The sequence below is a fragment of the Streptomyces barkulensis genome, from assembly GCF_002843305.1.
Taxonomy (GTDB): Bacteria; Actinomycetota; Actinomycetes; order Streptomycetales; family Streptomycetaceae; genus Streptomyces; species Streptomyces barkulensis.
The window spans coordinates 1-14,065 of record NZ_PGSG01000090.1 but is presented as its reverse complement, the minus strand read 5'-3'; the positions used below and the strand labels follow the sequence as shown (position 1 = coordinate 14,065).

General features: G+C 72.0%; 12 protein-coding genes. 1 reads left to right on the top strand and 11 read right to left on the bottom strand.

The features are described 5' to 3' along the window. Positions 1–7: 7 nt before the first annotated feature. Together CUT83_RS17855 and CUT83_RS17850 are read right to left on the bottom strand one after the other, a co-directional pair. Positions 8–1,414 carry a class II fumarate hydratase gene (locus tag CUT83_RS17855; RefSeq protein WP_101256860.1) on the bottom strand — a complete coding sequence of 469 codons (1,407 nt, stop codon included), beginning with the start codon at positions 1,412–1,414 and terminating at the stop codon, positions 8–10. Positions 1,415–1,442: 28 nt separating this feature from the next. Beyond that, complete coding sequence (locus tag CUT83_RS17850) at positions 1,443–3,146, bottom strand: fumarate hydratase (protein ID WP_101256859.1); 1,704 nt, start codon at positions 3,144–3,146, stop codon at positions 1,443–1,445. 215 nt (positions 3,147–3,361) lie between these two features. On the opposite strand from CUT83_RS17850, the gene CUT83_RS17845 reads away from it, so the two are divergent. Next, the gene (locus tag CUT83_RS17845) at positions 3,362–3,997 is read left to right on the top strand and encodes a DUF1707 SHOCT-like domain-containing protein (protein WP_101256858.1); all 636 of its coding nucleotides are present in this window, start codon (positions 3,362–3,364) and stop codon (positions 3,995–3,997) included. A gap of 141 nt (positions 3,998–4,138) precedes the next feature. Here the strand turns inward: CUT83_RS17845 and CUT83_RS17840 are convergent, their stop codons facing one another. The 9 genes from CUT83_RS17840 to CUT83_RS17800 all read right to left on the bottom strand — a co-directional run. Continuing rightward, positions 4,139–6,583: an FtsX-like permease family protein gene (locus tag CUT83_RS17840; RefSeq protein ID WP_158239030.1), complete on the bottom strand. Its 2,445-nt coding sequence runs from the start codon at positions 6,581–6,583 to the stop codon at positions 4,139–4,141. Continuing rightward, positions 6,580–7,266 (bottom strand): ABC transporter ATP-binding protein, encoded by a 687-nt coding sequence (locus CUT83_RS17835; RefSeq protein WP_101256856.1) that lies wholly within the window; start codon positions 7,264–7,266, stop codon positions 6,580–6,582. The genes CUT83_RS17840 and CUT83_RS17835 overlap by 4 nt, the downstream gene beginning before the upstream one ends. Next, complete coding sequence (locus CUT83_RS17830; RefSeq protein ID WP_101256855.1) at positions 7,263–7,787, bottom strand: PadR family transcriptional regulator; 525 nt, start codon at positions 7,785–7,787, stop codon at positions 7,263–7,265. The genes CUT83_RS17835 and CUT83_RS17830 overlap by 4 nt, the downstream gene beginning before the upstream one ends. Before the next feature lie 163 nt (positions 7,788–7,950). After that, complete coding sequence (locus tag CUT83_RS17825) at positions 7,951–8,214, bottom strand: type II toxin-antitoxin system antitoxin (protein ID WP_101256854.1); 264 nt, start codon at positions 8,212–8,214, stop codon at positions 7,951–7,953. After that, positions 8,211–9,164, bottom strand: a complete 954-nt coding sequence (locus CUT83_RS17820) for an SPFH domain-containing protein (RefSeq protein ID WP_101256853.1) — start codon at positions 9,162–9,164, stop codon at positions 8,211–8,213. Before CUT83_RS17820 ends, CUT83_RS17825 begins: the two co-directional genes overlap by 4 nt. A gap of 158 nt (positions 9,165–9,322) precedes the next feature. Beyond that, positions 9,323–10,687, bottom strand: coding sequence for an AI-2E family transporter (locus CUT83_RS17815; protein WP_101256852.1), 1,365 nt, complete (start codon positions 10,685–10,687; stop codon positions 9,323–9,325). A gap of 216 nt (positions 10,688–10,903) precedes the next feature. After that, a complete protein-coding gene (locus CUT83_RS17810) occupies positions 10,904–11,593 on the bottom strand; it encodes an aggregation-promoting factor C-terminal-like domain-containing protein (protein ID WP_101256851.1) in 690 nt (229 codons plus the stop codon). Positions 11,594–11,982: 389 nt separating this feature from the next. Next, the gene (gene phoH2 / locus CUT83_RS17805) at positions 11,983–13,317 is read right to left on the bottom strand and encodes an RNA 5'-3' helicase PhoH2 (protein WP_101256850.1); all 1,335 of its coding nucleotides are present in this window, start codon (positions 13,315–13,317) and stop codon (positions 11,983–11,985) included. Between the two features lie 275 nt (positions 13,318–13,592). Next, the coding region (locus CUT83_RS17800; protein WP_143688532.1) for an RNA-guided endonuclease TnpB family protein at positions 13,593–14,065 on the bottom strand (473 nt) is incomplete at its 5' end.

The window sequence follows — 14,065 nt, the reverse complement described above, 5'->3', positions numbered from 1 at the left end:
GGACGGGTCAGGGACGGGTCATGCGCAGCACGTCCAGGGCCCGGTCGAGCTGCTCCAGAGTGAGCATGCCGCGCTCGACGTAACCGGCCTCCAGGACGACCTCGCGGATGGTCCTGCGCTCGGCCAGGGACCGCTTGGCCACCTTCGCGGCCTCCTCGTAGCCGATGTAGCGGTTGAGCGGGGTCACCACGGACGGGGAGGACTCGGCGTACTCGCGGGCCCGCTCGGCGTCGGCCTCGATGCCGTCGACCGTGCGGTCGGCCAGCAGCCGGGAGGAGTTCGCCAGCAGCCGGACCGACTCCAGCAGGTTCCGGGCGATGACGGGGAGCATGACGTTCAGCTCGAAGTTGCCCGACGCGCCGGCCACCGCGACCGTGGCGTCGTTGCCCATGACCTGCGCGGCGACCATCAGGACCGCCTCGGGGACCACCGGGTTGACCTTGCCGGGCATGATCGAGGAGCCGGGCTGGAGATCGGGCAGGCGGATCTCGGCCAGCCCGGTGCGCGGGCCCGAGGACATCCAGCGCAGATCGTTGCAGATCTTGGTCAGGCTCACGGCGACGGTGCGCAGCTGCCCGGAGGTCTCCACCAGGGCGTCCCGGGCGCCCTGGGCCTCGAAGTGGTCACGGGCCTCGGTCAGCGGCAGCCCGGTGGCGCGGGCGATCTCGGCGATGACGGCCGCCGGGAAGCCCGGCGGGGTGTTGATGCCGGTGCCCACCGCGGTGCCGCCCAGCGGCAGCTCGGCCAGGCGCGGCAGGCAGTCGCGCAGCCGCTCCACCCCGTAGCGCACCTGCGCCGCGTAGCCGCCGAACTCCTGGCCGAGCGTGACGGGCGTGGCGTCCATCAGATGGGTCCGGCCGGACTTGACGACCTCGGCGAACTCCCCGGCCTTGCGCTCCAGCGCCTGTGCCAGGTGTTCCAGCGCGGGGATCAGGTCGCCGGTGACGGCGGCGGTGGCCGCGATGTGGATGGAGGAGGGGAAGACGTCGTTGGAGGACTGGCTGGCGTTGACGTGGTCGTTGGGGTGCACCGGCGCGCCCAGGCTCTCGCTCGCGAGCGTGGCCAGCACCTCGTTCATGTTCATGTTGGAGGAGGTGCCGGAGCCGGTCTGGAAGACGTCCACGGGGAAGTGGTCGTCCCAGCGGCCCTCGGCGACCTCCTCGGCGGCCTGTTCGACGGCCCGGGCCAGGCCCGCGTCCAGGACGCCGAACTCGGCGTTGACCCGGGCCGCGGCGGCCTTGATCCGGGCCAGCGCCTGGATGTGCGCGCGTTCCAGGCGCCGGCCGGACAGGGGGAAGTTCTCCACGGCGCGCTGCGTCTGCGCCCGCCACCTGGCGTGGGCGGGCACCCGCACCTCGCCCATGGAGTCGTGCTCGATCCGGTATTGCCGCTTGTCGTCGCTCGTCCCGGTCATGGGGACGAATCTAACCGGACCAGGCCGGTCAGTCCGCGGAGCGCACCGGGATGGAGGTGACGAAGGGCTGGGCCGGGCCCGGGTCGGTGAAGAAGTCGTTGCCCTTGTCGTCGACGACGACGAAGGCGGGGAAGTCCTCGACCTCGATCCGCCAGACCGCCTCCATGCCCAGTTCCTCGTACTCCAGGACCTCCACCTTCCTGATGCAGTCCTGGGCCAGGCGCGCGGCCGGGCCGCCGATGGAGCCGAGGTAGAAGCCGCCGTGCTGCGCGCAGGCGTCGGTGACCTGCTTGCTGCGGTTGCCCTTGGCCAGCATCACGAAGGAGCCGCCCGCGGCCTGGAACTGCTCGACGTAGGCGTCCATGCGGCCGGCGGTGGTCGGGCCGAAGGAGCCCGAGGCGTAGCCCTGCGGGGTCTTGGCCGGGCCCGCGTAGTACACGGCGTGGTCGCGCAGGTAGGCCGGCATCTCCTCGCCCGCGTCCAGCCGCTCCTTGATCTTGGCGTGGGCGATGTCGCGGGCGACGACCAGCGGGCCGCTCAGGGACAGCCGGGTCTTGACCGGGTACTTGGACAGCTCGGCGCGGATCTCGTCCATCGGCCGGTTGAGGTCGATGCGCACCACGTCCGAGTCGAGGTCGGCGTCGGTGGTGTCGGGCAGGAAGCGCGCCGGGTCCCTCTCCAGCTCCTCCAGGAAGACGCCCTCGGCGGTGATCTTCGCCAGCGCCTGGCGGTCGGCGGAGCAGGAGACGGCGATGGCCACCGGGCAGGAGGCGCCGTGGCGCGGCAGGCGGACGACGCGCACATCGTGGCAGAAGTACTTGCCGCCGAACTGGGCGCCGATGCCCAGCTTCTGGGTGAGCTCGAAGACCTTCTCCTCCAGCTCAAGGTCCCGGAAGCCGTGGCCGGCCGGGGATCCCTCGGTGGGCAGCGAGTCCAGGTAGTGGGCGGAGGCGTACTTGGCGGTCTTGAGCGCGTACTCGGCCGAGGTGCCGCCGACGACGATCGCCAGGTGGTACGGCGGACAGGCGGCCGTGCCCAGGGAGCGGATCTTCTCCTCCAGGAAGCGCATCATGGCGCCCTCGTTCAGGACGGCCTTGGTCTCCTGGTAGAGGAAGGACTTGTTGGCGCTGCCGCCGCCCTTGGCCATGAAAAGGAACTTGTAGGCGTCGCCGTCGGCGGCGTACAGCTCGATCTGGGCCGGGAGGTTGGTGCCGGTGTTCCTCTCCTCCCACATGGTCAGCGGGGCCATCTGGGAGTAGCGCAGGTTGAGCTGGTCGTAGGCGTCGAAGACGCCGCCGGACAGGGCCTTCTCGTCATCCCCCCCGGTCAGCACGTTCTGGCCGCGCTTGCCCATCACGATCGCGGTGCCGGTGTCCTGGCACATCGGCAGGACGCCGGCGGCGGCGATGTTGGCGTTCTTCAGCAGGTCCAGCGCCACGAAGCGGTCGTTGGGGGACGCCTCGGGGTCGTCCAGGATGCGGCGGAGCTGGGCCAGGTGGGCCGGGCGCAGGTAGTGGGAGATGTCGTGCATCGCCTCGGCCGCGAGCTTGCGCAGGGCCTCCGGCTCGACCTTCAGGAAGGTGCGTCCGCCCGCCTCGAAGGTGCTGACGCCCTCGGCGGTGACCAGGCGGTAGGGGGTGGTGTCCTCGCCCAGGGGGAGGAGCTCGGTGTAGTCGAACTCCTCGGAGGCCGGGCGGGAGGCCGCGTGGGACGGGCGGGGGTCGGCAGGCATGGACGGTCTCTTCCTCTCGACGGTGGCGCCTCACAGGGTATGACCCCCGAACGGGTGGCGGTGGTGTGAGGTGCGGCTCAGCCGCCGGGCCGGGCTCCCGGCCCGGGCTCCCGGCCGAGACCGGCCGGCTCCTGACCGACCCCTGACCGACCCCTGACCGACCCCTGGCCGACGCGGCACTGGTCGCGATGTATCGCGTTCGCTAGGGTGGCGGTGTGGACGAGAAGACCTCCCTGCGCAAGCAGCCCGCGGCACGGCCCTCGGCCGCGTCCCCGGCGGACGTACGCGCCTCCGACGCCGACCGCGACCGGGTGGCGGAGATCCTGCGCGAGGCGCTCGCTCAGGGGCGGCTGGACACCGACGAGCACGCCGAGCGGATCGAGGCGGTGTACCGGGCCAGGACGGTGGGCGAGCTGCGGCCGCTGGTGCGCGACCTCCCGGCCGGGCGGGAGGCTGCTCCCCACTCGAGCCGCCCGGCGTCCGGCGGGGACGGCGACAGCGTGATCGCGGTCTTCGGCGGGGCCTCGCGCAAGGGACGCCGACGGGTGGGCGCGAGGACCAGCGCCTTCGCGCTGTTCGGCGGGATCGAGATCGACCTGACCGAGGCGCTCTTCGAGCGGCGGGAACTCGTCGTCAACGCCACGGCCGTCTTCGGCGGCATCGAGATCAAGGTGCCGGAGAACGTGACCCTGCGCGGCTCGGGCAGCGGGATCATGGGCGGCTACGACGTGGAGGCCGGGGAGTCGGAGGATCCGGACGCCCCGGTGGTCGTGGTGCGCGGCGTGGCGGTCTTCGGCGGGGTCGAGGCGAAGGCGGAGCGCGGCAAGCGCCTGCGGGACCTGCGCCGCTGACACCCCGTCTCCGTACCGCCTTCCGCTCCGCCGGCCGGATGCGTGCACGCGCACACCGCCCGTACGGCCCTCCTCCGGGCCGTACGGGCGGTGTGCGCGGCTATGCGCGGCGGGCTCACGCCCGGTGCCGCGCGCGGGCGGTCACTCCGTGCGCAGCCCGTCCGGGCGCATCATCCGCCACAGCGGCGGCAGACTGAGGACGGTCACCAGCAGCACCACCCCGGCGCCGATGCCCGTCATGACGCCCAGGCTCGTCCAGTGGACGGCGACCGGCACGGAGACCAGCTTCAGCAGCACCGCGCCCAGCCCGATCCCGCCCGCGGCCGCCAGGAACAGGCCGAGCGCCACGGGCAGCGCGGTCTGCCACAGCACCGACCAGCCCAGAGTGGAGCGCCGGGTGCCGAAGGCGACCAGCACCGACAGCAGCTTCCTGCGCTCGCGCAACTGCTCCAGGGTGGAGACGACCATGCTGGCGCCGATCAGGAGCATCACCCCGGCCGCCCCCGCGTACAGCGCCCGCTGGACGGCGGCGAACCTGCTCGACTGGTCTGTCTCGCTCAGCCTCAGGACCTGGGTCCGGGGTGATCCGGTCTCCACCGCGTTGCGGATGTGCTCGGCCGCGTCCGGCACGGCGGGGTCGGCCTTGACGAAGATGTCGGCGCGGACATGTGTGGCCCGGGTGAGGTCGAGCGCCCCGGGGGTGGCCAGGACGCCCGCGGAGTACCGGCCCATGGCGTCCGGCCGGGCCTCGACCACGGGGGCGTCGGCCGGGACGGACCAGGGACGCGGCCGGCCCGCCTGTTCGTACGCCTCCTCCGTCTGCGAGTAGACCGGGCTGTTCAGGTCGAGGCGGGCGCCGGGGCGGGCGCCGGGGTGGGCGCCGGACTCCTGCGTCCCGTCCTCGGCCGGGGGCACGACGAAGACATCCCCCTGCTCGCAGGAACGCAGCCGCGCCAGTTGCTCCAGGGTGGCGCACTCGGCGACGGTGACCCTCGTCCACGGGGCGTCGACGTCGAGGGCCGCTCCGGCTTCCGGGACGTGCAGGACCGCAGTCCCCAGTGCCCGTTCCACCCCGGGGGTCTTCTCCAGCCGCTCGGTCAGCTCCCGGGCCTGAGGTCCGTCCCGGAGGTCCCGCATCACCTGGAAGTCGGCGCGGGACGTGTCGTGACCGGTGGGGCGTACGTAGTCGTCCTCGACCCCGCCGAACAGCATCTGGACGGCGACGGCGCCGGCGACCGCGACGGTGATGCCGCTGACCGCCCGGGCCCCGGGACCGCTGTCGAGCTGGAGGCGGCGGACGGCGAGCTGGACGGCCAGGGGGCCGCCGCGCATCCGGTTGACGACCCACTCCACCAGCCAGGGCAGCACGGCCGTGACGCCGGCCAGCAGCAGGACGACGCCCGCGGCGATCCGGTAGGTGTCGATCGTCCCCCGCTCCGCGTCGACCCCGCCGACCAGCGGCAGCAGCAGCACCAGCCCGATCCCGGGCGGCACCAGCCGCCACCACAGCCGGCGCCTGCGGACGCCCGCGTCGCGCACGACGCCGAGCGGTTCGATGGCGACCCCGCGCAGCGCGAACAGGGCGACGGCGACGGCGGAGACGGGGACGACCACCACGATCAGCGCGGCCAGCAGGGCGCTGGGCCGTACGTCGGCGGGGAAGACGCTGATGTCGAAGACCTCCGCCCGTCCCATGAGCCCGCGCACCGGCAGGAAGAGCGCGGCGCCGACGGCCAGCCCGAGGAGCGCGCCGACCAGCGATTCGCCGGCCGCGATGCGCCGAACCATCCGGCTGTCGGCGCCGACCAGGCGCAGTGCGGCCAGCCGGCGGTCCCGGCGTTCGCCGCCGAAGCGCACCGAGGTGGCGATGAACACCCAGACCGGGAACAACAGCACCACGCAGACGACGACCACCAGCAGCAGCAGTACGGCGTCCAGCGGCTCCGGTTCGCCCACCTCGTCGAACCGGTCGATCCTCATCGCGCTGCCCGGGAAGTCTGAGAGGGTGTCACTGCCCGCCAGGAAGGTGAGCTCCCTCGGACCGAGCAGGCCCTCGTCGCCGATGGTGCCGGTGATGCGCTGGGGGAGCCGCTCCCTGAGGAGCTCCCCCTCCGGGGAGGCGAGCAGTTCACCCAGCGCCGGTGAGACGACCATCTCGCCGGGACCGGGGAGCCGCTCCACGCCCGGCGGTACCGGCGGATTGCCGCCTTCCGGCTCGATGTAGCGACCGCGGACGCCCTCGCCGCGGAACTCGGTGTCACTCCAGGTGTAGAGGGCGCTGCGGTCGGAGCGCTCGACCTGTTCGAAGCCGAAGGTCTCCCGGGCCTCCCCGCGTGCGTCGCGGGCCCCCAGCATGTTCGGCACGGAGGCCGCGACCAGCAGCACGGCGACACCGAGGCCGACGCCGACGGCCGTGAGCACGGTGCGCGCCCAGCTCTCGCGGCCTCCGGCGAGCGCGAAGCGGACGCCCATCGCCAGGTCGGCCGCCCAGCGGGCCGCCCCCGACGGGCCGGTGGGCGAAGCCGGCTCCGGAGCGGACTCCGGGGCGGGGGGTGTCTGCGGCGCCCTGGAATCCAGTGCGCTCACAGGGCGCCCGCCATGTCGCGCACCCTGCCGTCGCGGACGACGATCTCGCGGTCGGAGTACGCGGCGACCCGGGCCTCGTGGGTGACCAGCACGACGGCCGCGCCGGTGTCGTGGGCGGCGCCGGTCAGCAGCTGCATCACCCGCTCGCCGTTGAGGGAGTCCAGCGCGCCGGTCGGCTCGTCGGCGAAGACCACGCGCGGCCCGGTGACCAGGGCCCGGGCGACGGCGACCCGCTGCCCCTGGCCGCCGGAGACCTGTCCGGGGCGGTGGTGGCGCACATCGTCCACCTCCAGCCGCTCCAGCCACCCGGCGGCCCGCTTCTCGGCCTCCCTGCGGCCCATGCCGGTCAGCCGCAGCGGCAGGGCGACGTTCTCGGTGCAGGTCAGCTCGGGCACGAGCTGACCGAACTGGAAGATGAAGCCGAACTCCGAGCGGCGCAGGGCGCTGCGCTCGGCGTCGGACATGGCCGACAGCTCGCGCTCCCGGTAGTGGACGGTGCCGGAGTCGGGCCGGATGATCCCGGCCAGGCAGTGCAGCAGAGTGGACTTGCCGGAGCCGGAGGGGCCCATCACCGCGACGACCTCGCCGGGGCGGACGGAGAAGTCCGCCCCGTCCAGGGCGGGGGTGGGGCCGTAGGACTTGCGCAGTCCGGCGGCGTTCAGCAGCGGGTCGGCGGTGGTCATCCGCGTACCTCCCGGGCGAGTTGGTCCAGGCGCGCGGCGGTCAGCTCCAGCCAGCGCAGATCGGCTTCGAGGTGGAACAGGGCGTGGTCGCAGATGAGCTGGTCGGCCAGGTCGCCGTTTCTCTTGCGCCGCGTCAGCTCCCGCATCAGGCGCAGGTGTTCGGAGCGCTGGACGTCCAGCAGCTCTCCCGCGTCGCGCCCGGTCAGCAGGGCGAGGACGACCTTGGTGTAGAGGGTGGACTGGAGGTACGGCTCGGGCTTCTCGGGCCGGCCGAGCCATCCGGCGACGTCGGTGACCCCGGCGTCGGTGATGGCGTAGCGCTTGCGCTCGGGACCTTCCCCGGGCTCGACGCCCTCGACCTCCACCAGGCCGTTCTTCAGCAGCCGGGACATGGTCGAGTAGACCTGCCCGTAGTGGAGCGGGCGGTCGTGGCCGAAGCGCTCGTCGAAGGCGCGCTTGAGGTCGTAGCCGTGGCGGGGCCCGGCTTCGAGAAGCCCCAGCAGAGTGTGGCCGATGGACATGCCGACGACTGTACACCACGTGTATACACACGATGTATACGCGCGGTGCATACACACTATGCATACGAGCGGTGCACGCGCCCCGGTCCGCCCGTGCCGGACCCGCGGGTCCGGCACGGGCGGACCGGGGCAGGCCGGGACGGACAGGAACAGGCGCTGCGGGCTACTCCTCCGAGCGCGGCGGGCGGCCCCGGCGCGGATGGGGACGGGCCTCGCCGGGCATGCGCCCCGCCTCGTTCAGGGCCCTGCGCAGCAGGTAGTCGACCTGGGCGTTGGTGCTGCGCAGCTCGTCCGCCGCCCACTTCGCGAGTGCGTCGTGGACGGCGGGGTCCAGCCGCAGCAGCATCTGCCGGCGTTCGCGCCGGGGCCGCCGCGGCCGCTCCTGCTCGGGGCCGCCCTCCGGCGGCCCCTCCGGCCGGGTGCTCACTGGTAGAGCGACCCCGTGTTGAGGACCGGCTGCGGGGAGCGGTCGCCGCAGAGCACCACCAGCAGATTGCTCACCATGGCGGCCTTGCGCTCCTCGTCCAGTTCGACGAAGTCCTGGGACGCGATCCGCTCCACGGCGTCCTCGACCATGCCGCAGGCCCCCTCCACGATGGTCCGGCGCGCCGCGACCACCGCGCCCGCCTGCTGGCGCTGGAGCATCGCGGCGGCGATCTCGGGGGCGTACGCAAGATGCGTGAAGCGCGACTCGACGATCCGCACGCCCGCCGCCCGCACCCGGGCGGTCAGTTCGACGGCGAGCTTCTCGGTGATCTCCTCGGCGTTGCCGCGCAGCGACAGGCCGTCCTCGTCGTAGGCGTCATAGGGATACTCGATGGCTATGTGCCGCACGGCCGCCTCGGTCTGAGTGGAGACGAACTCCACGAAGTCGTCCACCTCGAAGGTGGCCTGGGCGGTGTCCTCCACCTGCCAGACGACGACGGCCGCCAGCTCGACCGGGTTGCCGTAGGCGTCGTTGACCTTGAGGATCGCCGTCTCGTGGTTGCGCACCCGGGTGGAGACCTTCTTGCGGGTGGTCAGCGGGTTCACCCAGCGCAGGCCGTCCTTGCGGATGGTGCCGGTGTAGCGCCCGAAGAGCTGGACGACCCGGGCCTCCCCCGGCGCGACCATGTTGAGGCCGGCCATGGCGAAGACCGAGCCGATCATCAGCAGCACCCCGGCGACGATCAGCGTCGCCCCGATGCCGCGCGCGCCGTCCTCGACGAGCAGCGCACCTCCCACCACGGCGCCGCCCCCGGCCAGCAGTCCCAGCAGGCCCAGCAGCAGGGCGAGCCCGCCGGGGACGGAGTGCGCGGGCCTCTCGCGCACCTGCGGGGCGGGCATCTCGGGAAGTTCTCTGGCGGCCTGCGCGGACTGCGCGGTCTCGACGGACATGACGGTTCCCCGTTTCCATGAAGCGACTCTCTAGCAAAGTGATAGCACTTTATCGTGGTGCCTCACCCTCGCGGAAGAGTGGGGTGCGAAAAGCCCGGGCCCCGCCGTACGGCGGGGCCCGGGACGGAAGGACGGAAAAAGCCCGTGCTCGGGACGGTCTACCGCTCCCCGCCCTCCCCCGGCTTCGGAGGCGGCTCGTCCCCGGGCGACTTGGGCGACCTGGGCGACCTGGGCGCCTCGACGGCGGGCGGCGGCACGACGGACGACGGTTCGGCCGTTCCGGCCGGCACCTCATGGGCCGCCGCGTAGGACTTCATGGAGACGACGACGGACTTGAGCACCGCCACCAGCGGCACCGCCGTCACCGCGCCGGGGATGCCCGCGATCAGACTGCCCCCGGTCACCGCCAGCACCACGCCCAGGGGGTGCACCCGCACCAGCCGGCCCAGGATGAGCGGCTGGAGCACATGCCCCTCCAGTTGCTGCACGGCCAGCACGACCGCCAGGACGAGCAGCGCGGAGACCACACCGTTGGCCACGAACGCCACGACCACCGCCAGCGCTCCGGAGACCACCGCACCGACGATGGGGACGAAGGAGAACAGGAAGATGAACACGGCCAGCGGCACGGCCATCGGCACGTCCAGGAAGTACAGCCCGACACCGATGAAGAAACCGTCGATGAAGGCCACCAGCACCGTGCCGCGCACATAGCTGGTGAGCGTCATCCACGCCCTGGGCCCGGCGCCCGCCACGGCGTCGCGGGCGGCCCGGGGCGCGAAGTTGAGCGACCAGTTCCACACGTTCCGGCCGTCGTAGAGCAGGAAGATCGTCACGAACATCGCCAGCACCGCGCCGGAGAAGAACTCCAGGATCACGGTCACGCCCTGGAGCCCCGCACTGGTGATCTCCTGGCTGTTGCTGCCGAGCCAGTCGTTGAGGCTGTCGGCGATGTTGTTGATCTGCGCCTCGGTGACGTGGAAGGGGCTGTTGAGCAGCCAGGTCTTCAGCTCGTCGATGCCCTCCTGGACCTGCCGGGTGAGGTCGTCGAGGTTCTCCAGGACCTGCCAGACCACGAACCAGCCCACCAGACCCAGCATCGCCACGCCCGCCACGAAGGTGATCGCGGCGGACAGTCCGCGGCTTATCCCCAGCCGTCGCAGCCAGGCGGCCGTCGGCTGGAGCAGCGCGGTCAGCAGCAGACCGATGGTGAAGGCCAGGACCACCAGGCTGATGGCGCTGATCACCTTCATCAGGACGTAGATGACCCCGGCCAGGACCAGCAGCCGCCACCCGGCCTCGGCCGCCACCCTCACCCCCCACGGCACCATGCTCGCGGGCGGGGGCGGATCCGGGGGCGACTGGAGAGGAGCGGGGGCCGGGTCGCCCGGCGGCGGCCCGGTGGGAGGTGAGGGCGGCATCGGCCCGTCGGGACCGTCCTTCTCCTCGGCGCGTGCCAGCCGCTCGGACAGCCGGTTGGCGGCACGCGACACCCCCGCCCTAAGACTCTGAAGTCTCGACATGCCGCTTCCTTCGCCCCCGGTGTTCTGTTCGACCGGACCCAGTATGGCCGGTTCCGCCCCGATCCGGCGTTTCCGCCGCATCGACCCGTCCCATATGGGGACGACGCTACCGGGGTAAAGGGTTGCTCCTTCGCAGACATGCCAAACCCCCCGCCGGTGGGCGGGGGGTTCGGGGCGGAAGCCGGGACGGCTCGGCGCGAAGGCCTCGGTACCGGCTCAGTACCAGTGGTTGGCCTGCCAGAACTCCCAGGCGCCGCAAGGGCTGCCGTAGCGGTCGTTCATGTAGTTCAGGCCCCACTTGATCTGGGTGGCCGGGTTGGTCTGCCAGTCGGCTCCGGCCGAGGCCATCTTGGAGCCGGGCAGTGCCTGGACGAGGCCGTACGCACCGGAGGACGGGTTCTGGGCCTTGTAGTTCCAGCCGCTCTCGCGCTCGACGATGTTGGAGAAGCACTGGAACTGACCGGCGCCCACGATCTGCTGGGCCATCGCCTTGACCTGGGCGACGGTGTAGGAGCTCTGCACCGCGAAGTCGGTGCGCTCCGCGGAACGGCTGGCGGCCTGCTGCCTGGCCTCCTCCCGCTTCTTCGCCTCCTCGGCGGCCTTCTCGGCGGCCTCCCTCTTGGCCTGTGCGTCCTTGGCCGCCTGCTTGCGGGCCGCCTCCTCGGCGGCCTTCCTCGCCTCGGCGTCGGCCGCGGCCACGGCGTTGTCCGCCTGCTGTGTGAGGGAAGCTGTCTGAGCCTGCTGGCCTGCGGGTATGTCGGCGAGGAGCGTCGCGTCAGCGGCAGTGGCCTCGACCGGTTCGGCCGTTCCCTGCTCACTGCCCGAGGCCACACCGACGACGGCGCCGACGGTGGTGACCGCGGTGGCGGACGCCACTGCGAACCCCCGGACCGAGATCCGAGTCACACGGTTTCCTTCCACACTGCCCGCTCAGGTGACCCCGCGGGCGCAATCGTGCCCCTGTCTCGGGCCTCCCCACGTACTGGCCACGGGAGGCGCTGGCCCGGCCGGACCCTTCCCCGCAGGGGAGGGGCCGCGTGGTGCTTCGGGCGGCATACGGCGCGCTGCTGTTGACTTGTGGGTCCGCGCCGGATGGTGCGGACGGTGTTCGTGTGCCGTATGCGGGGCCTGACAGGACCCACACACTGCCGGAGACGGAACCGTGGATGCAATTCTGTGACACGTGGGAAAGCTCACATTCCGTTTCACGGACCGGTTGGCAGGAAAGGGCGCGCGAAAAGCCCCGCACGGCTAGGCTGCTGCGCTTCGCCGCACGGGGCCGTTCGCGAACCGGCTCAGATCCGGCCGTCCTCCAGCATTTCGGTCACCAGCGCCGCGATCGGCGACCGCTCGGACCGGGTGAGGGTGATGTGCGCGAAGAGCGGGTGGCCCTTGAGCCGTTCGACCACCGCGGCCACCCCGTCGTACCGCCCCACGCGCAGGTTGTCGCGCTGGGCGACGTCGTGGGTGAGGACGACCCGTGAGTCCTGCCCGATTCTCGAGAGGACCGTCAGCAGCACGTTCCGCTCCAGCGACTGGGCCTCGTCGACGATCACGAAGGCGTCGTGCAGGGAACGGCCGCGGATGTGCGTGAGCGGCAGCACCTCCAGCATGCCGCGGGCCGTGATCTCCTCGATCACCTCGCGTGTCGTCACCGCCGAGAGGGTGTCGAAGACCGCCTGCGCCCAGGGGTTCATCTTCTCGTCGGCGGTGCCCGGCAGATAGCCCAGGTCCTGGCCGCCGACCGCGTACAGCGGCCGGAACACCATCACCTTGCTGTGCTGCCGCCTCTCCAGCACGGCCTCCAGCCCGGCGCACAGCGCCAGCGCGGACTTGCCGGTGCCGGCCCGGCCGCCCATCGAGACGATGCCGATCTCCGGATCGAGCAGCAGATCCAGCGCGACGCGCTGCTCGGCGCTGCGCCCGTGGATGCCGAACGCCTCACGGTCCCCGCGCACCAGCCCGACCCGCCCCTCGGGCGTGACCCTGCCCAGGGCCCTGCCGCGCTCGGACTGCAGGACCAGGCCGGTGTGCACCGGCAGTTCGGCCGCCTCGGGCACGTACACGCTCTCCGCGGCGAACAGTTCGTCCACGTCCTCGGCCGCCAGGGTCAGCTCCGTCATCCCCGTCCAGCCGGACTCGGTGACGGCCAGTTCGGCCCGGTACTCCTCGGCCAGCAGGCCGACGGAGGACGCCTTGATGCGCAGCGGCAGGTCCTTGGAGACGACCGTGACGTCGTACCCCTCGGCCTGGAGGTTCCTGGCCACCGCCAGGATGCGCGAGTCGTTGTCGAGCGGCCTGCCGTGGTCGCCGCGCATGGTGGAGGGCAGCACGGCCGGATCCGAGTGGTTGAGCTCGACCCTGAGCGTGCCGCCCAGCTCACCGATCGGGATCGGGGCGTCCAGCCGCCCGTGCAGTACGCGGTACTCGTCCAGCCGTCTGAGGGCCTGGCGGGCGAAGTAGCCCAGCTCCGGGTGGTGGCGCTTGGCCTCCAACTCCGTGACCACGACCACCGGGAGCACGACCTCGTGCTCGTCGAAGCGGGTCACGGCCGCCGGGTCGGCGAGCAGGACGCTGGTGTCGATGACGTAGGTGCGCCGGTCTTCCCGGCGCTTGGTGCTGGTCACCACGGATGGACCTACCCCCTCGGAAGAGGTCGGGGTGCGACGGCGTCGCGGGGGATGAGGCCGGGCTCCGGCCCGTGCACGGGCCGGGCGCCGGCCCTCCGCGTCCTCGCGTGCGTCCGCCCGCACGGTCGTCCGTGGTGTGCAAGGGGCCCTCCCGGGGCCGTCTCCCTGCGCCGGGAGCCGGCCTGGAAGGGGTATTCCCTTCCGGGGCCGCCGCCATGCCCCGGCATATGCCTACGGTGCGTTGACTTCCTCCCCCTCCTGAAGGAGGGGGATTCCTACGGCTCGCGCCGTGGGGTTTTCTGCTTCATCGCCGACTGCCCGCCCGGAGTACTCCGTTGAGGTCTTACACCAGCTCCACAGACAGACGCCGTCAGCCCGACGGCCAGGATGTTCTTCGCCGCGTTCACGTCCCGGTCGTGGGCCGTCCCGCAGTCGCACGTCCAGGTGCGGACGTTCAGCGGCATCTTGTCCTGCAAGGTGCCGCAGGTCGAGCACAGCCTGGAGGAGGGGAACCATCGGTCGATCGCGATCACCTCGCGGCCGTACCACTGGGCCTTGTACTCCAGCATGCTCCGGAATTCCGACCAGGCCGCGTCGCTGATGGCGCGGGCCAGGCTCCGGTTCTTCACCATGTTCCGGACGGTGAGGTCCTCGATCACGATCGTTTGGTTTTCACGAACGAGCCGAGTGGTGAGCTTGTGCAGGTGGTCACGCCTGCGGTCGGTGATGCGGGCGTAGACCTCGGCAG